Here is a 17855-nt window from a genome sequence, read left to right as displayed (position 1 = left end):
CAGACATCACGGCCATGCCGGAGGAGTGAGACATGCCCGCGATCGTCCCAGCTCTGGTGGTCCTGGGGATCTTTGCCCTGGGGTACCGCTACTACTCGGCCTATCTGGCACGCCGCGTGTATGCCCTGGACCCCGAGTTCCTCACCCCCGCCCACCAGCGGAACGACGGCGTCGACTTCGTACCGACCAACAAACACGTACTGTTCGGACATCACTTCACCTCGGTCGCGGGGGCTGCTCCGATCGTCGGTCCGGCGATCGCGGTCTTCTGGGGCTGGGGACCGGCGCTGCTGTGGATCACCGTGGGCACGGTGTTCGCCGCCGGGGTGCACGACTTCGGCTCACTCGTGATCTCGGTACGTCACAGGGCACAGAGCATCGGGGCCGTGGCCAGGGAAGTGATCAGCAAAAGAGCGCGAACCCTCTTCCTGCTGATCATCTTTTTCCTGCTCACGCTGGTCAACGCCGTGTTCGCCGTGGTGATAGCCAACCTGTTCGTGGCGAATCCGGCCGCTGTTCTTCCGGTGGTACTGCAGATACCGCTGGCCATCGGAATCGGGCAGTACGTCTACCGCACTCGCTCCTCGGCCTTCGTGCCCTCCGTCGTCGGCGTGGTAGTCCTGTACCTGACCATCCTGCTCGGAACCCAGTTCCCCGTTTCCGTCGAACCGCTCGCCGGAGCTCTGGGAGTCGAGCAACGAACGCTCTGGGTCGTCATACTGTTCGCCTACACGTTCGTGGCCTCCCGACTCCCCGTCTGGGTACTGCTGCAACCGAGGGACTACATCAACTCCCACCAGCTGTTCGTCGGCCTGGGCGTCATCCTGCTCGGCCTCATCGTCGGTTTCGACCGGATAGCCGCTCCGGTGGTCAACGACGTTCCCGCTGACGCGCCGAGCTGGTTCCCCTTCCTGTTCGTGACCATCGCCTGCGGCGCGGTGTCCGGTTTCCACAGCCTGGTCTGTTCCGGCACCTCGTCGAAGCAGTTGCACCGGGAGACCGACGCCCGCTACGTCGGGTACATGGGAGCCGTCAGCGAAGGGGCTCTGGCGCTCGCGGCCGTGCTGGCCGTGACGGCCGGAGCGGTCGGTTCCCGCGCGGAGTGGAACGACCTCTACTCGAGCTTCGCGCTCGCCTCCGACGGAGCCACGCAGAACTTCGTGGAGGGAGTGGCCGGATTCGCGAACAACCTCGGCCTTCCCGTGAGCATCGGCGTCGTCTTCGCCACCATAGTGGTGATCAGCTTCGCCGCTACCACGATGGACACCGGTGTGCGGTTGCAGCGCTACGTCGTGCAGGAGATCGGAGAGATCACCCGTGTCTCCGCGTTGTCCAGGAACATGACGGTGGCCACGACCGCGGCCGTGGTCGTTCCGATGGCCATGGCACTGCTTCCCGGCGGCGGGGAGAAGGGCTACACCTTCGGTGTGCTCTGGCAACTCTTCGGCACCACGAATCAGCTCACGGCCGGACTGGCCCTGGCCGTGGTGGCCGTCTGGGTGACCAAGAACAACCGAAATCCCCTGGTAGTGGTGTTGCCGCTGGTGCTTCTGCTGGTGATGACGACCTGGGCCCTGGTGCTGAACCTGCTGGAATTCCTCCAGCAGGGCCAGTGGGTGCTCGCTCCGCTGGACCTGATCATTTTCCTGCTTGCCGTGTGGCTGATCGTCGAAGCGGTCGTGGCGCTGAGGCGTGCGGCGCGGAGTCGTTCGGAGCAGAACGCCTCCGCGCACTCCGTGGAAACGTGAAGGATCCGTTCGGGACCTTCAGATCAGGGCTTTCCGGCGGGAACGACGTCCCGGGCCGGTCCGGTCCGCCGCCGCGTTCCCCGCTCAGCGGGCCACCACGACCGGACAGGGTGAGTGGTGCAGCAGCGTCTGGCTGGTCGAGCCGAGCAGCAGGCCGGCCAGCCCCCCGCGCCCACGGGCTCCGACGACCACGAACCGCGCCGTCCGGGCCTGCTCCAAGAGGCACCGCGCGGGTTTGCCGTAGGTGACGAGTTCGTGCACCGCGACATCCGGGTAATCGGCACGCCAGCCGGCCAGCACCTCGGACAGCAGCCGTTCCTCGTCGGCCTGCACCGAGGCCCGTGGTTCCTCGGCCTGCTCCCTGGTCCACAGCTGCCCCACCACCAGGTCGTGCCATGCGTGCACGGCCAGCAACGCGGCCGACCTCGCGGAGGCCGTCTCGAAAGCCCACCGCAGAGCCGGTTCGCTCGCGCTGGACCCGTCAACTCCCACCACGATCGGTCGATCCGTCGCCTCCTCCCCGTCGTCCGGCTCGCGCACCACCGCCACGGGGCACTGACCGTGCTGGCACAGCGCGATCGCGACCGACCCCAGTATCACTCCGCTGAAGCTGCCCAACCCCCGGCTGCCGACCACCACGATCCGGGCGGTCGCGGACTCGTCCAACAGCACGGTGCGGGCCGATCCCGTGCGCACACCCGTCTCGACCACCACCTCGGGAGCTTCCGCAGTGGCTATCTCCGCCGCGCTGCGCAGCCAGTCCCGCACGAACTCCCGTGCCGTTTCGTCCGCCGACTCCGGGGCGGAGGTTCCCAGGGTGTCCGGTACGTAATCGGAAGCGGAGACATCGGCGTGCACCACGTGCAGCGGCGCCGACCGCAAGGAGGCCTCGCGGGCCGCCCAACGCACGGCTTCGAAGGAGGTGGGGGAGCCGTCCAGCCCCACGAGAACCGGTTTCGCGGTGGAGTTGCGCATCTTCACGCTCCGAAACGCTCGCCGTCGAGCACGCCCCGCAGGCGTGTGCATGAATCGCAAGACGGTCACCGGCAGCGCCCGACCGCCCGTCGCCACGATGACACCGATGGGTGTGCTCCGCAGAGATCATTCGCGCGTCCTCGTGCGCTCGCGCCGGGGCCGCGAGGACCGCCCGGAATTCGAACCCCGCCGACGCGCCCGTTCACACGATCCACCGGTAGCACTGATTCGGCTCGGGTAAGATGTTGTCGCGAAACGAAAATATGCGAACATCGCACATGTCACGGACGGACGTTGCGCTGTCGTCGCCCCGCTCGCCAGGAGCGAAGCTCGGCAGGACACAATCATGTAAGGACACGCGTCGCTGTCGCCCGCGGGTACCGTGCCGCTCGACGGGCACGAGAAGCCCCGGAACCAAAAGTGGGGTCGACGGTTCGGCAGGGTGTGGCCTTTCGGCGGCCGGCTGAGATGCCGACAAGGGAAGGACCGAGGTGGATACCGAGATCGCGCAGACCGACGACCTCCGGCTCGTCGCGCTGCAGAGCGCCGTGAACTGCACCGACATGTTCGTCCGCTTCACGCTGAGCGAGTGGTCACTGCGCCCCATGACCGAGGAGGCCACGCAGGTCGCCACCCGACTGGTCTCCGCCGTGGTCGAGCGCTCCAACACGAACTCCCCCGGCTTCGTCTCCGTACGCCTGCGTATCCACGGCAACAACCTGGTAATAGAGCTCGAGGACGACCAGCCCGTGCTGCCCCCCACCGTCCCTTCGGACCTGGCAGGTGTGCACACCGAAGTGGTCTCCTCCGGGGACCGGCCGCGTGTCGTGCGGTGCGAACTGGAGCTTCCCCAGGGGATGCGCGCCTCGGACGTCCCGCTCCCCCGCCGTGAACCGAAACGCTCTCAATCCGCTGAGCAGTCCGAGGACGTTTCCGAGGACGTCGATCCACAGGTGATGGAGCGACTGCTTTCGAGTCTGAGCAAGCGGAGTCCCTCGGGCGGTTCCGAGTAGAACCCGAGGGGACCTGGGCGGGGAGGCTCGAAGGACCACGCCGCGGACTCGGCGGCTCACTCCCCGCGCCGGGCCGCTCGTACGGCGGCCGCGTACCCGGGCGAGTAACCGTGCCGGACCGTTCGGGCGTCGACGCTCTCGGTCGCTCCGGTCAACGCGATCCGAACGACCACCAACACACCCAGCAACAACGATCCCGCGGCCAACGACCAGGACCCGCCGAAGTGCCCGAGCAGGAAGAACAGCAGAGCCGCGATCGGCAGAATGCGCACGAGGCCGCGTACGAGCACGCGGAACATCCAGGACCGACAGGTCGCATCGCGCAGAACCCGGGCCCGGTACTGTTCCGGTAGTCCGCCGCTGTACTGGTAGTACAGCCAACGCACCGGACCGGGCCTGTCGATCGCCACGGCGACAATCGTACGGTGGCAGGTCGATGCGTGAACGCCCGGCCTCCCGCTCCGAAGCCCGGGGAACCGGGGCTCCCCGGAGCGCGTTTCCGTGCCGCACGGCTGCGAGAGGCCGGACTACGAACGTCAGGCGCTCGACCGTCGACGCCGAACGCTCGTGCTGGGTGCACGTCTGGTGTCTGTCGGTCGGGGGGATGCGCAGGATTCACGGGGGCTGGGCGGGTCACCGCCCCCGCCGGCGACCGGGGCGGCTTCCCGGAGGCTGGTTCCGCACGGGAGCATCAGGTCGTCCGGTGTCGACCCGAGCGTGTCCGGACCGGTGATCGCCGGAGAAATGTCCTAGGATTCGCGCGGAACGGTTTGTCCGGAAGCTCCCGGAACTGCACGTGAGATGACGCCTCGATCCACGTCGACCGGGCACTCCGGTCGAGGCGAACCATTCCGCGAGGCTCTCGCAACGTCTACCGGCCACGGGTACGCCGACCACGGGGTCCCGGGGCCGCGCAGGCCCGGGAACACGCTGGACGAGCTGGAGAAAAACCGATGACGACGGTCGCGTTTCTGGGAACCGGGGCCATGGGCGCTCCAATGGCGAGCAACCTGCTCGGAGCCGGTTTCGACGTCAGGGTTTGGAACCGTACCCAGGACAGGGCGGCTCCGCTGCGCACGGAAGGAGCGGTGGTCGCGGACACTCCGGCGGAAGCGGCCCACAACGCCGATGTCCTGGTGACCATGCTGCTGGACGCGGAGGCGACCGTGCGCGCGGGCAGCGAGGCCGTCGAGGCGCTGGGCCCCGGCTCCGTCTGGGTGCAGATGGGCACCATCGGTCTGGAGGGAATGGATCGGGTCCGACAGTTCGCGCAGGGAGTCGCACTGGTCGACGCCCCCGTGCTAGGGACACGCTCACCCGCCGAGCAGGGGACGCTGACGGTACTGGCCGCGGCCGACCCCGAGGTTCGCCCCGCCGTGCAACCGATGCTGGACACGGTCGGGCAGCGCACCATGTGGGTGGGTGAGGACGCGACGCTCGCGAGCGGAACGCGACTGAAGCTGGCGGTCAACAGCTGGGTGCTCACGCTCACCAACGCCGTGGGGGAATCACTGGCGCTGTCCCAGCACCTCGGACTGGACCCGAACCTGTTCCTGGAAGCCATCGACGGCACCGCCACCGATTCCCCGTACGCCCACCTGAAGGGGGCGGCGATCCTGAACGATCGGCTCGCCCCGTCCTTCACGGTGCACGGTGCGGGCAAGGACGCTTCCCTGGTTCGCGAAGCAGCCGGCGACTCCTTGCGGCTGGACCTCATCCGTGCGGCCGGTGAGCGCTTTCGGCGGGCCGAAGAAGCGGGCTACGCGAACTCGGACATGGCAGCCGCGTACTTCGCCTCCTTCGCTCCGGGCACCTCGACCGAGCCGGAGTAGCGGCCGGTTCCCAGCGGCAGGACCGTGGTGCCTCCCGAGGAGGTCAGCACGGTCCTACCCGGTCCGCCCGCGCCAGAGCCGGAACGTCAGCAGCGCTCCCGCCAGCGCGGCGGCCATCAAAGCCGCGCCGAACTCGGCGAGCACGAGCAGGACCGTGGAAAGTCCCATGACCACCACGGCGAGCACCAGTAGCGGTGAGATCCTGCTCCAGATGGAGCGCGGGGTCCCCTCGGCCAGTCCACGGGCCAGCTCGGGGTCCTCCTCGGTGAGTCGGTTCTCGATCTCTTCCAGGCTGCGGCGTTCGTATTTGTCCAACATCGCCGACCTCCCGCAGCTTTCGCTGTCCGCTCCTCACTCGGGCACGACCAGTGTCACACCCAAGCAACCCCGAGAGCCAGACGCGAACGAAACGAGTGTCGGGAGGAAGACAACGGAAGGCTCTCCCCACGAGGTGGGCCGCGGAGCGCGGCCTGCCACGCCGGCACCTCGTCCTCTCCGGGGAGGGAGCCGGGGCGGTGGGGCGGTCCCGGGCCCGCCGGGCCCCCGGAGTTCATGGCCCGACGGGCGTTGAGGTTCCCGAAGGTTCAGGAGGCGAAGTCGAGCACCAGGCGACCACGGGTTCCACCCGCCTCCAGAGCCCGGTGGGCCTCGGCCGCTTGATCGGCGGAAAAGACCCTCGCCACTCGCAGACTCAGCACTCCCTGCTCCGCCTGTTTGCGAAGCCCGTCCAGCGCGGCACTGTCCTCCACGGCTTCGACCACCATCACCCGGTGCACAGTGATTCCACGACCGGGGTCGCCGTTCCAGCCACGTACCACGGCCAGACCACCGCCGTCCCGGATCGCGGGGGCCACTTCCCCGTTCAGCACCGCTCCGTCGGCGACTCCGGCCACCCCTTCGGGGACCAGTTCCCGGATTCGCTCGGCGACGTCGTTGCCACGACGCACCACTCGATCCGCACCGAGCTCACGCACCAGGTTCTCGTCGTCGGCGGAAGCGTCGGCGACCACGTGCAGCCCCTTCGTCTTGGCCAGTTGGATCACGTAGCCCCCGAAAGCGCCCGCGGCACCGGTGACCGCCAAGGTCTCCCCGGGGGAGAGCGCGAGCTGTTCCAAAGCGAGGTGCGCGGTGAGCCCGTTCATGGGAAGGGTGGAGGCCGCGGCGAAATCGCCCCCCTCCGGGACGGAGACCACGGAGTTCGCGGGAACGACGATCTCGTCCGCATACGCCCCGCCACGCGAATCGACCGGGACGACGACCGCCATGACGTGATCACCCACCTGCCAGGTGGTGACACCATCACCGACCTCACTGATCACGCCCGCCGCGTCCATTCCCGGGATGTAGGGAGGGGTCAGTCCGTCGACGCGGTGCTGTCCGGCACGCAGCGCGGTGTCGGTGGGGTTGACCGTGGCCGCGTGCACTCGAATACGTACTTCACCCGCTTCGGGATGTGGTTCGGCGACGTCCAGAACCTGTAGTTTCTCCGGACCGCCGAACTCCGTGACACCAACTGCTCGCATGTCTGGGTCAACCACGCGAAAGGCGTGAATCTTCCAACGAACGGAATCTTTTCCGCGCGCGGGGTGAATACGTTCCACCGCACCCCGGGTGGAACTTCTGGGTGGCCGGCAGGACACGGACGAGGAAAAGAAGTCGTCCGCCCTGGAAGGTGAACCGTGGCAGCTCTCACCGAGAGAGTGACAGCTCACAGTACTTACTTGAACCGGATCCGCGGATGGGATTCACCCGGAGACCACTCACGGAGGCGCGGCCCCCGTGGCGGCGTCCGAATCGGCGGGGATCTGCGACTCGGACACCGTCACGAGACACGGCCGGAACCGGTGACGAGGTCACCGGGGTACGAGCTCTTCCTTCTGCGCACGCCGGGGTGGGCACGACCGAGCATCGGAACGAGCCGTCAGGGGCTCACCGCACCCGCCCGACAACCAGTACGTGTCCGACAGCGGGGTGGGGCCTCACTGGGTCACTGCCGGGCAGTCGAGGACTGGGCACCGGTGGACGCGGTGGTACGGCGGGCACGACGGGCGGACTTGCGCCGCTCGTCCGGGGTCAACCCACCGAAGATCCCGAAATCGAGTCCGTTACTCTGCGCGTAAGCCAGGCATTCGGAACGCACGGGGCAACTTCCACACACTGCTTTGGCACGTTGCACCTGCTCTGCGCCCGGGCCTACCTCGGACACCGGAAAGAACAGTTCCGGATCCTGGTCACGGCAGCTCGCGCGGTGCTGCCAGTCGGTGCTCGTGTTGTCCATCATGTGGCGCCTCCTCTCGTTTGCGGGCGCGGTTGTGTGCCTGCTGCTGATGGTCGGGTTGGGACGCCTTTTCGGCGCATGAGTTCATCGCGGCTGTGAAAAGGCCGCACCGACGTCACGTGTAGGAACACGTCGACGTGGCGGGATGACGACCAGCCTCACCTGCAACGCTGTGGGACCGGGACCAGTTCCGCACCGGACGGGTGTGTCCGCTCACAACAACCCACACGATCAACCTGCCGGGAAATCCCGGCGGGCGCTCAGCCTGTCTTCCGAATCGTTCGGTCCGAAACAAAAGCGCGCGCCAGCCGACCACGGGCACAAAAAGACCCGCGGGTCGGATGTCTCCTGTTGTTGTCACCGCACCGGTCCGCGATCACCGGGCTCCGCCAACGGGATTCCACCGTCCTCCAGACGGTCTCAACCCGCAACCGGTTTCCCACAGTAGCCACGTTTACCCCATTTGACCAACGTCGCAGCCAAGTGTTTCCGCTTCGATCGGCCTGAAGACTCTCCGCGAAGTAGTCCACACGGCAGCGCCGCGACTCACTCGTGCAACGCTGATCGACTGCATCTTACACACGAATCCGTTCCGTCGTACACCGGTAGCCGCCGAATCGAAGGTGTGATGTCACATTCCCTCCGCCACGGAAGAAACACGAAGACACCACATATCGCACGCGGGGCGCGGCGGAGTCCCGCGGAGCACCGTGCGACCGGGCGAAACCCCGGTTCGGCTCCCGGCGATTCTCGCGATCAGCCGTTCTCCTCCGTCGCGGAGGCGCTGCAATGAGCCCGCAGAACCCCGGGGACGCTCTCCGCGAGCACTCGGGCGACATGGCGGTCCTCGGCGCTGTCGTAGGCGTCGACGATCAGGGCCGTTCCTTCGTCGACCTCCACACGCCATCGCCTCGGCCCTCCGACGAAGGAGAGACGATAGCTGATGTCCCTGGCCAGGAGGTCATCGTCGCGTGCCAAAGTACGCACGAGATCGCGCCCCGTCACCATGCCCACCAGTCGTCCCTCCTCCACGACGGGAACACTGCGGACGCGCTCCTCCAGGAGGACTCTCACCAGATCTGTCACGTCCGTCTCGGGGTCTATGCCGGTGATTCGGGGGGACATCAGCTCGCCGACGACTCGGGGAGGCGGTTCCGAGCGCTCCTCCGCCCCGTTCGAGTACCGCGGATCACGCGGAAAGCGGTCCCGTACCAGATCGAGCTCGGTCACCTCCCCGAGCAGGAAGCCCTCGGAGTCCACCACGGGCAGGGCGGTCACGCCGTGCTCCACCAGCATTCCGGCAGCGGCTTTCACCGGCGTGCCGGCTCTGGCCACCGCACCGGGCTCCTCCATGATGTCCCGTACTCGCATCAAGCTCCCCTCACGTCTGGCCGCCGTCGCGGAACCCGCTCCAAAGAGGGCCGAACATCTCCCATTCCCGGTGCCAGCTCCGCCGCCGCACACGGTCGAGCAGGCAACGCGACCCCCAGAAAAGTCCCACGCATCCGAACAGGATCGCGAGCCACAGACTCGCCGCGGCGGCCAGGCCCTCCCGAAGGGCACCACCCCTGCTCAACGGAGACGGCACCTTCTCGCCCCGCTCGTTGACCCAGATCCGCACACCTTCCCGCGCCGGAGTTCCCACTTCGGCCGCAACGGTTCCGGTCCGAAGAACCCCTTCGGGTGAATGCCAGTAGGCGGGGGTCTCGGAGACCGCGGTCGTCCCGCGAATGTTGGGTACCTCCGAAACGGATTCCTCCAACAGCACCGCCGTCACCGGGGTCCTGCTCCGCACCTGGTGACGTGCTTCCCGGAACTGCTCGGCATGGGTCTGAGCGCCGACCACCACCGATACCGGCAAGGCCAGCAGAGGCGCTGTCAGCACGAGGGCGAGCAGCAGCCCCTCCAGGCGATCCGAGCCACGGGCGAGCGGGTTGCCGCCGGGGTGGATCAGACGTCTCAAGCGGAGAGCGGATTCCCCCACCGTCACCGCCTCCTTCTCCGAGGCACTCCTCGAACGAGCCGTCCGGGAACCGAAAAGCCGTCGTTGCGAGCAGGGAGCCGCCACCGCTCACGGGATCACTTCCTCACCGGTGCTCCACAGGTCCGATCCCCCGGAGCCCCGGGAATCCCCGGCCCCGACCGCTCCTCGACAGCGGAAAAACCCTTCCGACCTCATACGAGTTCCCGTGCTCACGCCTCTCCCCGTATAACACGAACGTGTGTCCGGCGCAGCGGGAAAAGCGTTCGGCGCGAACGCGCTCCCGGCTCGACTCCGCCCGGGCGGGCGATCCCGGCAGAACACGAAGGACCGAACACGACTCCACCGAGAAGAACAACCGATACTCATACTTTCCGGTGAGCGGACTGCTCTTTTCCGGATCTTGGTTGCCATAGTTGTCCGAAGGGGCGAACGCCCCTGGAACGACGGGGCCGAGCGACACGCGCACCACGGGAATCCGTCACCGAATCAAACGCCCACCACCCCGGAAGGACTTTTCGAGCATGAGCGTTCCCGAACTCGATCACACCGTGACCGATTACAGGCTCGAGCACGCGTACTGGCTGGCCAAGGCGGCCGAGCTGGCCTACGCGGGCGAGGACGAGATGCGCTCGACGACCTCCGAGTGGGGGTTCGACCGGTTCCGCTACTTCCACGGCGAAACGGACGCCTCGTTGCCCATCCAGGACACCCAGGGCTTCGTCGCGGCGAGCGAGAACATGATCATCGTCGCCTTCAGGGGGACAGAACCGGAGCGGCTCAAGGACTGGTTGTCCGACGCCGACGTCCTCGTCGAATCGGGTCCGGCGGACACGGGAACCGTGCACCAGGGATTCAACCGAGCTCTCGACGCCGTGCATCGCCAGGTGCACGAGACGGTGGACGAGTTCGGGGACAACGACCAGACCCTGTGGTTCACCGGCCACAGCCTCGGCGGCGCCCTCGCGATGCTGGCCTCGGCGCGGATGTACTTCGAGACCCCGAGCACACTGGCCGACGGCGTCTACACCTTCGGTCAACCACGAACCTGTGACCGCCTGTTGGCCAACGCCTACGACGAGGTCTTCGTCGAACGGACCTTCCGCTTCGTCAACAACAACGACGTCGTTGCGCAGGTTCCCCCGGAACCCGTCTTCCACCACGTCAACGACGTTCGTTATTTCGACGCGCACGGCGCGCTGCACGAGGACCTCTCGGTCGCAGAAGAGGTGACGGACAGCGTGGCCGGGTTCACCGGCGACCTGTTCGCTCCGGTCGGTGACGGAGTCCGGGACCACTTCATCGACAACTACGTCCAGCGACTGGAGCAGAACCTGAGCTGATCCGTTCCGTCGGCACGTGGCTCCCGCGGGAGCGGCAGCGCACGCGTCCACTCGAAACGAGCGCGGACTCCGCCTCTCGCGAACGGCGGAAGGCTCCGACAGGAGGGCGGAGGAGTCCGCTCGGCTCGACCGGCCGGGAACGCGACGTCCCGCCCGTGCTAGACCGATGTCCGGGCACCGGGTGAGGGGACCGACACACCGGAACAGGCGTGGATTCGCACCCCACGAGCTCCGCTCACGGGCTTACCATGACTGTCGGACTGCTCGGAGGAGCCGGGCTGGACGAGCTGTTCGGCGGGAACCACCACCTTGGCGAGCGCGAAGGGTTGGCAGCGATGTGCGCAGAGCAGAACGGCAAAGTCGTCGTCGGATTCGACGGACTCGACAACTCCCGGGAAACCGTTCGCTGGGCTGCCTTCGAAGCGGTCAGCAGGAATCAGGAGCTTCTGGTGGTCCGGGCCATTCCCGCCCCGCTGGAGCAGCTCACCCGAATCCGCCTGCCCACCGAGTCCGTGGAGTTCGAACCGCTGCGCACGGAATGCGAGAACGAAGTGAACACGATGGTGTCCGAGTGCGGGGAGGAGTTGCCCGAGCTCCGGGTGGACACCGTGATGAAGCTGGGGCATCCCGCAAAGATCATCGGGGAGGTGGCGGACCGAGCCGACCTGCTGGTGCTGGGACCACCGGAACAGTCCCAACCCTGGCGCATGTTGCTCGGTTCGACCTCGGCCGAACTCGTGCGTACCGCCCGTCCTCCGGTGGTGGTGGTACGTGGTGAACGCGAGCGAGAACGAATCGCCGCGGACCCCCGGCGATTCACCCGGGTGGTGGTCGGCGTGGACGGCTCGCGAGGTAGCGAGCGGGCGATCGGGTTCGCCTACGAGTTCGCTTCGCGGCACCAGGCGGAATTGGTCGCACTGCTGTCCTGGAACGAGGTCCGCAAGTACACCACGTCCCCGACCGCACGACGTAAACTCGACTGGGAACAGGTGCGCGAGACCTGCGAAAGAGTCCTTTCGGAGTCCGTGGTCGAGTGGAAGGAGCAGTACCCGGACGTCTCCCTGCACAGCGAAGTGGTCACCACGGAAGGAGCAGCCGACGCCCTGTTCTCGGCCTCGGAGCAGGCCGATCTCCTGGTCGTGGGCAGCCAGGGACGGGGGCCGATCCGCTCGAGCCTGCTCGGATCGGTCAGCCACGCCGTGGCGCACTACGCACGCTGTCCCGTGGCGGTCGTGCGCTGACGAGCACGAAATCGCCGCTTCTCGGCGTCCCGCCGGAGACCGCGCTCTCGCCGCCCGACGGGGAGCTCGTGTCGTCCGGGCCGGGTTCGACGAGTGTCAGCTGTGGAAGTGCGCGGGTTGACCGGTCGACCGTTCGACATCCGCGGCGGAGACGTCGAGCAGCTGATCAGCGAGCTGGGACAACGCCCTGGACGCCGCCAGTTCGGCCCCGATCTCGGGAACGTTGACGTCCCGCGGATTCCGGTGGGCGACTCCGCTGCCGTGAAGCTCCGATTCGCCCCGTTTCATCAATCGGGCCTCTGCCTGGGTCCTGTCGTCACGCTCGTCGATGTAGACCGTCACGACCCATTGCTCTGTCGCGATCATGATCTTCTCCAGAGGTAACTGCGATACCGCTCGGATTTCGCTGCTCCGAGGCTCACGTGGCGGCGCCGATCCTTCGCGCGCCCATCGGAAGCGTCGCGCGTCCCCCGAGTCGCTCTTCGATGTCCTGCGGTACGCGGCCGGAGAACCGACGCTCCGCGATCCGCACGGCTCAACCCCGGCGAGTGCGGCGCGTAACAACATGATGAACGTGGCAGGCTGCTTCCCGCAACACCTTCCCACCACTGCCGAACAGGCCTCCGAGCAGCAAGTACCCGGTCACATACCAGATTCGGGTAAGTCCCGTCCTTTCCTGTCCATCCATCGCGAGTGATGCTGGGTGCAACTGGTTCGATGGCGGGAGGTGGGGCATGCTCGACCGGGACGAACGGCGCCGCCTCGACGAGATCGAGCAACACCTGAGCGGAGACGATCCCGATCTCGCCGAGCTCATGACCGGGAACAGTTCGTACGTCTCGTTCCGCAGAAAGCTCACGCCCAGAACGGCGCTGATCGCCTTCTCCTACGGATGCGCTCTGCTGTGCCTGCTGCTCGGCGCGGGAGGTGGTTTCTTTCTCGGAGCGGCGCTGGCCACGCTCCTGCTCGGGTTGCGGGACTGGAGGCTCCACGCCGAGTGACCGGAACTCTCCGGCTCCCGCTCCGCCCGTGTTTTCGGTCTTTTTCGGAAAACACGTCCGCTCCCGCCTCAGGGACGGAGGTGTCATGCTGGGCCCGTGGGCGAGATCCTGGTCGGAACGGCGGGCTGGACCGACCGCGGGTTGCTCCGATCCGGCTGGTACCCGGCCGAAATCAACACCCCGGCCAAAAGGCTCGCCTACTACGCGGAAAGGTTTCCGCTGGTGGAGGTCGACTCCACTTATTACCACCCGCCGGCCGAACGCACCGCGGAACTGTGGGTGCGACGCACCCCCGAGCACTTCACGTTCAACGTCAAGGCTTTCCGACTGTTCACCCGGCATCCCACGGCACCGTCCGCGCTTCCCCGGGATCTGAGGTGGGCAGCTGGGACCCAGCGGGACAATGTGTATCTCGACGATCTCGGTCCGGAGGTCGTCGAGGAACTCTGGCACCGTTTCCGCACCGCGCTGTCCCCGCTGCACGAGGCGGGCAAGTTGGGAGCGGTGTTGTTCCAGTTCCCGCCGTGGTTCTCGAACGGTCCCGGAAACAGACGCTACCTTGTCGAGTGCCGGGACCGCGCCGCACCGTTGCCGGTGTGCGTCGAGTTCCGCAACCACACCTGGATGGAGGGACCCGAGCGGGAACGAACGCTGGGTTTCCTGAACGAGTACCGCCTGCCTTATGTGGTCGTCGACATGCCCCAGGGGCACGGCAGTTCTACACCGCCCGTGATCGCCTCCCCCGCGGATCCGGGAGTCGTTCGTCTCCACGGGCGCTCCGCGAAGTGGAACAGCCGCACCAAGGAGGAACGCTTCGGCTACAAGTACTCGGAAGCGGAGCTGGCCGCCTGGGTACCGGGGCTGCGCGAGCTCTCCGCTTCGGTCAGCACCACGTACGTGGTGCTGAACAACTGCTACCGCGACTACGCACACGTCAACGCGGCACAGCTGGTCGAGCTTCTCGGCAGGGCCGAAAGCCAGCGTTGAGCCGGTTCCCCCTACGAGTGCTCCTCGCCGGTCGAACGACCGGCGAGGATCCACGCTCGTGTCCGCGCGGCGCGACCGCCCGGACGCCGTCCTCGACTCACTTGTGCTTTCCGTTCGGGGTGTCGTAGCTCCGCCGGAGCGGAACCTCCAGCGGGTTCGTGAGCGGGTGTCCCGACTTCGGACGGCTTGTTCCGCACAACGCCGGGGCCGTCCTCGCGAGAGCGCGCACGGGAGACCCCGCAACGGCGCGAGCGGCTCGGGTGGTCGTCTCGGCGCCGCCTGCGCCTAGGGGGCTCCCCGATCAGGCGGCTTCGACGATGGACTCGTCCGCACCGGCGGAGCCGCCGCGCTTCGTGACCACGGTCAGCGCCACCAGTGCGATCAGCACACCTCCGGTCATGGCCATGGCCATGGCGGGGCCGTCGTTACCGAGAAGCCCCACGATCGGCGCCATGAAGGCACCGAGCCCGAACTGGAAAGCCCCCAACACCGCCGCGGCGGTACCGCCGGAGTCACCGTGCCGTTCCAGGGCCAACGCCGGCGCGTTGGGCAGCACGAAACCGACCGCCCCCAGCATGAACAACAGCGGAACGAAGAAGCCGGGGAGTCCGCCGAGACCGAGTACGGCCACGGTGGTCAGTACCGCACCGGCCACGGTGGCCGCGGTCAGCGCACCGAAGACGATGCGCTTCGGGGGGAACCTGCGCAGCAGGACCACGTTGAACTGGGTGGAGGCGATGATCGTCAGTGCGCCGAGGCCGAATACCAGCCCGAACTGCTGCTGATTCAGCCCGTACTGCTCCTGCAGCACGAACGAGGCCCCGGAGATGTAGGAGAACAACGCCGACATTCCCAGCGCCGCCACCAGGATCATCACCATGAACTGCCCGTCGCTCAGCAGCTGGCGGTAGGAGCGAAGCACGGGTGCCATCCCCCCCTTGTGCCTCCGCTCGGGTGGCAGGCTCTCGCGCAGGGCGAGAATCGCCAGCACCAGCAGAACCACTCCCAGGGCGGCCAGCACGGCGAACACCCCGCGCCACGAGAGTTGCAGCAGGATCACGCCGCCCAGCGTGGGCGCGAGAATCGGAGCCGCCCCGTTGACCAGCATCAACCGCGAGAGAGTCGTCGCCGCGGTGCGTCCGCTGAACAGATCGCTGACCGAGGCGAGGGCGACGACCATTCCGGCCGCCCCGCCGGCCCCCTGGAGCACGCGCAGGATTCCGAGCACCAGGACGTTGGGGGCGACCAGGCACAGCAGCGATGCCGCCACGTGCACGGATATACCAACGATCAGTGGAGTCCGGCGGCCGACGGCGTCGGAGAACGGTCCCATCACCAGTTGGCCCAGCCCCAGTCCCAGCAGGGTCCCGGTCAGCGTCAGCTGGGTGGCCGAAGAGCTGGCGTCGAGACTTTCGCCGATGGCCGGTAGGGCGGGCAGATACATGTCGATCGTCAGGGGGACCAAGGCGACCAGAGCCCCGAGGACGAGGATGATCCGGGCTCGTGCCCAACCGGTGGGTTCGGACACACCCGCGTTGGCCGAGGTGGACGTGCTGTGTTCCGCGACTTTTTCCATCACGACCTTCCGGACGGGAACGAGAAGATGACAGGACTGCCAACTTCACAGCGAACGTGAAGGATGTTTTATTCCCGGGCGGGCAGTTCGGGCCCGATTCAACGGAACTCGTGTGACTCCCACCCGTGATCGACCGACATCCGTGACCGGCAGGTCTCCGGCGACACGAGCTTCGGGTGAGCCGGCCACGGGCCGGAACCACGCAGCGTGTCCCCTGGTCACCGAGGCTCGGCGCGGGAACCACCGGCAGCGAGCCCCTCGGTCCCCCGCCGGCGTTCACCCCTCGTCGTTCAGCAACCGGTCGAGCCGAGCCCTGGTTCCGGCACGACGCCAGTCCCTCGCGGGCAGGGTTTCGAGCAGCCGCTCCAGAACTTCCGCGTCCCACCTCCCGCTCTCGGTGTGGGCGAAGCGCCACAGCAGTTCCGGGTCCTGCGCGGCGAGCACGGCAGCACGCATCCCGGCCAGCAGCTCCTCCCGCTCCTCACGCACGACCGGTGCGTCCGATCCGGGCAGCAGCCCCTGGCCGTAGCGGTCCAGAGCCGCCACCACCCGTCCCTCGCGCAGCAGCGAACGCACCGCGGCGAAATCGGCCTCCACCCGCGCACCGAGACGGTACGGTTTGGTGCGCACGATCGAAGTCCCCAGTCGAGCACGCAACCGGTGAACCTCGGCACGCACGGTAACAGGGTTGCCCTGTTCGCCGTGCACCATCAGCGCCAGCTGCTCGGCGTTCACGCCCTCCGGGCGCAGCGTCAGGGCCGTGAGCAACTCGGCGTGCCGCTGTCCCACGCGAACGGCCCGTTCGTTCAACTCCACCTCGGGGAACATTCCCGTGAAGCGCAACCGCAGCACGGGATCGCGCTGTTCCGCACCGGAGACCCGGTACGTTCGCAGCAGGTAGCCCTCCGTCAAGGGCTCGAGTACCGCCTTCCTGCCGTTGCCCGCGTCGAACTCCTCCCCGCAAGTCCGCGGAACCGGTCCTTCGGGGACCGTGGAGTTTCCCGGCTCGGACGCGATAACCCGACCGTACGGGCTCAACAGCACCGCCGACTCCCCGGCCGACGCGCGCAACCGCGGCATCTCCCGCTCGGCGATCCGCATGTGCCGCAGACGCATCCGCTCGGCGAGCTCCCCTTCCGCCAGCCGGGACGCGGCCGCGACCAGAGCGGGCAGCGCCGGGTGCATGGTGTGCAGGGGACCACTGAGATCTATCGAACCGATGACCTCCCCAGTCTCCGGATCCCGTATCGGACTGGCCGCGCAGGTCCAGGAGTGGTACGTGCAAACCAGGTGCTCGGCGGAGTGGATCTGCACCGGTGCGCCCGTAGCCAGCGTGGTGCCCATGGCGTTGGTGCCGATGGCCTCCTCCGCCCAACGGGTTCCCTCGCTGAGCAGGACATCGTCGGCCTCGCGGCACACGCTCGGATGTCCTTCCCGCCACAGGATGTTCCCCTCGGCGTCGGTAACGATCATGATGTGGGCGCACTCGCCCACCTCGTCCAACAACGTCCGGCGCAGCATCGGAAGGCAGCCCGCCAACGAGTGCGCGTCGCGTTGTTCCTCGAGTTCCTCCGCGGCGAAGACGACCGGCGGCTTCCAGCCGTTGGGGTCGATTCGTGCTTCCAGCGAACGTTGCCAGGACGCGGCCACCACAGGCCGAGGAGATTCCCCGCCGTCAGGTTCCGAGAGCGTCGCGGCGTGAATCCGTTCGAGCCTGCGAGCCCGTTCGAGAGGATCGATGGAGACTTCCGGGAAATTCATCATGGCGAAGTGTTCGGGCAATCGACCTGCCTCACGGTGTCATCACGGTCGTACGCGTCGATCGATGCGATCGACATCATACTGATAGGCGATCAGGGTTATGTACAAGCCTCGACCAC

Annotated in this window: 17 protein-coding genes; 7 read left to right on the top strand and 10 right to left on the bottom strand. The window is 67.3% G+C overall.

What is annotated here, in order from left to right; all coding sequences use genetic code 11:
• Nucleotides 1-32 precede the first annotated feature (32 nt).
• Entirely contained in the window at nt 33-1748 is a 1716-nt protein-coding gene (locus FHR84_RS08210; protein WP_179534841.1) for a carbon starvation CstA family protein, read from the top strand.
• Nucleotides 1749-1832: 84 nt separating this feature from the next.
• Here the strand turns inward: FHR84_RS08210 and FHR84_RS08205 are convergent, their stop codons facing one another.
• Nucleotides 1833-2723, bottom strand: coding sequence for a universal stress protein (locus FHR84_RS08205; protein WP_179534840.1), 891 nt, complete (start codon nt 2721-2723; stop codon nt 1833-1835).
• A 491-nt stretch (nt 2724-3214) separates the two neighbouring features.
• Here FHR84_RS08205 and FHR84_RS08200 point away from each other — a divergent pair, with 491 nt between their 5' ends.
• A complete protein-coding gene (locus tag FHR84_RS08200) occupies nt 3215-3736 on the top strand; it encodes a hypothetical protein (protein WP_179534839.1) in 522 nt (173 codons plus the stop codon).
• Between the two features lie 56 nt (nt 3737-3792).
• On the opposite strand, the gene FHR84_RS08195 is transcribed toward FHR84_RS08200, so the two are convergent.
• The gene (locus FHR84_RS08195; RefSeq protein WP_179534838.1) at nt 3793-4146 is read right to left on the bottom strand and encodes a DUF5313 family protein; all 354 of its coding nucleotides are present in this window, start codon (nt 4144-4146) and stop codon (nt 3793-3795) included.
• Between the two features lie 543 nt (nt 4147-4689).
• On the opposite strand from FHR84_RS08195, the gene FHR84_RS08190 reads away from it, so the two are divergent.
• Nucleotides 4690-5568 (top strand): NAD(P)-dependent oxidoreductase, encoded by an 879-nt coding sequence (locus FHR84_RS08190; RefSeq protein ID WP_179534837.1) that lies wholly within the window; start codon nt 4690-4692, stop codon nt 5566-5568.
• 54 nt (nt 5569-5622) lie between these two features.
• On the opposite strand, the gene FHR84_RS08185 is transcribed toward FHR84_RS08190, so the two are convergent.
• From FHR84_RS08185 to FHR84_RS08165, 5 genes are all read right to left on the bottom strand, one after another.
• Entirely contained in the window at nt 5623-5886 is a 264-nt protein-coding gene (locus tag FHR84_RS08185) for a DUF3040 domain-containing protein (RefSeq protein ID WP_179534836.1), read from the bottom strand.
• A 266-nt stretch (nt 5887-6152) separates the two neighbouring features.
• Complete coding sequence (locus tag FHR84_RS08180; RefSeq protein ID WP_179534835.1) at nt 6153-7091, bottom strand: quinone oxidoreductase family protein; 939 nt, start codon at nt 7089-7091, stop codon at nt 6153-6155.
• 464 nt (nt 7092-7555) lie between these two features.
• Nucleotides 7556-7846: a WhiB family transcriptional regulator gene (locus FHR84_RS08175; protein ID WP_179534929.1), complete on the bottom strand. Its 291-nt coding sequence runs from the start codon at nt 7844-7846 to the stop codon at nt 7556-7558.
• A 756-nt stretch (nt 7847-8602) separates the two neighbouring features.
• Nucleotides 8603-9217, bottom strand: coding sequence for a CBS domain-containing protein (locus FHR84_RS08170; RefSeq protein WP_246300323.1), 615 nt, complete (start codon nt 9215-9217; stop codon nt 8603-8605).
• A 10-nt stretch (nt 9218-9227) separates the two neighbouring features.
• On the bottom strand, nt 9228-9809 hold the full coding sequence (locus FHR84_RS08165) for an Rv1733c family protein (protein ID WP_218862365.1): 582 nt from the start codon (nt 9807-9809) through the stop codon (nt 9228-9230).
• Between the two features lie 542 nt (nt 9810-10351).
• On the opposite strand from FHR84_RS08165, the gene FHR84_RS08160 reads away from it, so the two are divergent.
• Together FHR84_RS08160 and FHR84_RS08155 are read left to right on the top strand one after the other, a co-directional pair.
• On the top strand, nt 10352-11170 hold the full coding sequence (locus FHR84_RS08160; protein WP_179534833.1) for a lipase family protein: 819 nt from the start codon (nt 10352-10354) through the stop codon (nt 11168-11170).
• 248 nt (nt 11171-11418) lie between these two features.
• The gene (locus tag FHR84_RS08155) at nt 11419-12411 is read left to right on the top strand and encodes a universal stress protein (protein ID WP_218862363.1); all 993 of its coding nucleotides are present in this window, start codon (nt 11419-11421) and stop codon (nt 12409-12411) included.
• A 96-nt stretch (nt 12412-12507) separates the two neighbouring features.
• Here the strand turns inward: FHR84_RS08155 and FHR84_RS08150 are convergent, their stop codons facing one another.
• Nucleotides 12508-12777: a DUF1876 domain-containing protein gene (locus FHR84_RS08150; RefSeq protein WP_179534832.1), complete on the bottom strand. Its 270-nt coding sequence runs from the start codon at nt 12775-12777 to the stop codon at nt 12508-12510.
• A 368-nt stretch (nt 12778-13145) separates the two neighbouring features.
• Here FHR84_RS08150 and FHR84_RS08145 point away from each other — a divergent pair, with 368 nt between their 5' ends.
• Nucleotides 13146-13412 carry a DUF3040 domain-containing protein gene (locus tag FHR84_RS08145; RefSeq protein ID WP_179534831.1) on the top strand — a complete coding sequence of 89 codons (267 nt, stop codon included), beginning with the start codon at nt 13146-13148 and terminating at the stop codon, nt 13410-13412.
• 96 nt (nt 13413-13508) lie between these two features.
• Nucleotides 13509-14399, top strand: a complete 891-nt coding sequence (locus FHR84_RS08140; RefSeq protein WP_179534830.1) for a DUF72 domain-containing protein — start codon at nt 13509-13511, stop codon at nt 14397-14399.
• A 301-nt stretch (nt 14400-14700) separates the two neighbouring features.
• On the opposite strand, the gene FHR84_RS08135 is transcribed toward FHR84_RS08140, so the two are convergent.
• A complete protein-coding gene (locus FHR84_RS08135) occupies nt 14701-15975 on the bottom strand; it encodes a multidrug effflux MFS transporter (RefSeq protein ID WP_179534829.1) in 1275 nt (424 codons plus the stop codon).
• 276 nt (nt 15976-16251) lie between these two features.
• Nucleotides 16252-17739 (bottom strand): GAF domain-containing protein, encoded by a 1488-nt coding sequence (locus FHR84_RS08130; RefSeq protein WP_179534926.1) that lies wholly within the window; start codon nt 17737-17739, stop codon nt 16252-16254.
• Nucleotides 17740-17855: the final 116 nt, after the last annotated feature.

Origin of the sequence: Actinopolyspora biskrensis, from assembly GCF_013408175.1 — a bacterium.
Classification (GTDB): Bacteria; Actinomycetota; Actinomycetes; order Mycobacteriales; family Pseudonocardiaceae; genus Actinopolyspora; species Actinopolyspora biskrensis.
This window is presented reverse-complemented; position numbering and strand designations above follow the sequence as displayed.

What these genes read in the sequence shown, in the direction of transcription:
- FHR84_RS08155 (WP_218862363.1), top strand. Translation starts at nt 11,419, where the DNA reads ATGACTGTCGGACTGCTCGGAGGAGCCGGGCTGGACGAGCTGTTCGGC.
- FHR84_RS08170 (WP_246300323.1), bottom strand. Translation starts at nt 9,217, where the DNA reads ATGCGAGTACGGGACATCATGGAGGAGCCCGGTGCGGTGGCCAGAGCC.
- FHR84_RS08130 (WP_179534926.1), bottom strand. Translation starts at nt 17,739, where the DNA reads ATGATGAATTTCCCGGAAGTCTCCATCGATCCTCTCGAACGGGCTCGC.
- FHR84_RS08205 (WP_179534840.1), bottom strand. Translation starts at nt 2,723, where the DNA reads ATGCGCAACTCCACCGCGAAACCGGTTCTCGTGGGGCTGGACGGCTCC.
- FHR84_RS08190 (WP_179534837.1), top strand. Translation starts at nt 4,690, where the DNA reads ATGACGACGGTCGCGTTTCTGGGAACCGGGGCCATGGGCGCTCCAATG.
- FHR84_RS08160 (WP_179534833.1), top strand. Translation starts at nt 10,352, where the DNA reads ATGAGCGTTCCCGAACTCGATCACACCGTGACCGATTACAGGCTCGAG.
- FHR84_RS08210 (WP_179534841.1), top strand. Translation starts at nt 33, where the DNA reads ATGCCCGCGATCGTCCCAGCTCTGGTGGTCCTGGGGATCTTTGCCCTG.
- FHR84_RS08180 (WP_179534835.1), bottom strand. Translation starts at nt 7,091, where the DNA reads ATGCGAGCAGTTGGTGTCACGGAGTTCGGCGGTCCGGAGAAACTACAG.
- FHR84_RS08185 (WP_179534836.1), bottom strand. Translation starts at nt 5,886, where the DNA reads ATGTTGGACAAATACGAACGCCGCAGCCTGGAAGAGATCGAGAACCGA.
- FHR84_RS08175 (WP_179534929.1), bottom strand. Translation starts at nt 7,846, where the DNA reads ATGGACAACACGAGCACCGACTGGCAGCACCGCGCGAGCTGCCGTGAC.
- FHR84_RS08145 (WP_179534831.1), top strand. Translation starts at nt 13,146, where the DNA reads ATGCTCGACCGGGACGAACGGCGCCGCCTCGACGAGATCGAGCAACAC.
- FHR84_RS08135 (WP_179534829.1), bottom strand. Translation starts at nt 15,975, where the DNA reads ATGGAAAAAGTCGCGGAACACAGCACGTCCACCTCGGCCAACGCGGGT.
- FHR84_RS08150 (WP_179534832.1), bottom strand. Translation starts at nt 12,777, where the DNA reads ATGATCGCGACAGAGCAATGGGTCGTGACGGTCTACATCGACGAGCGT.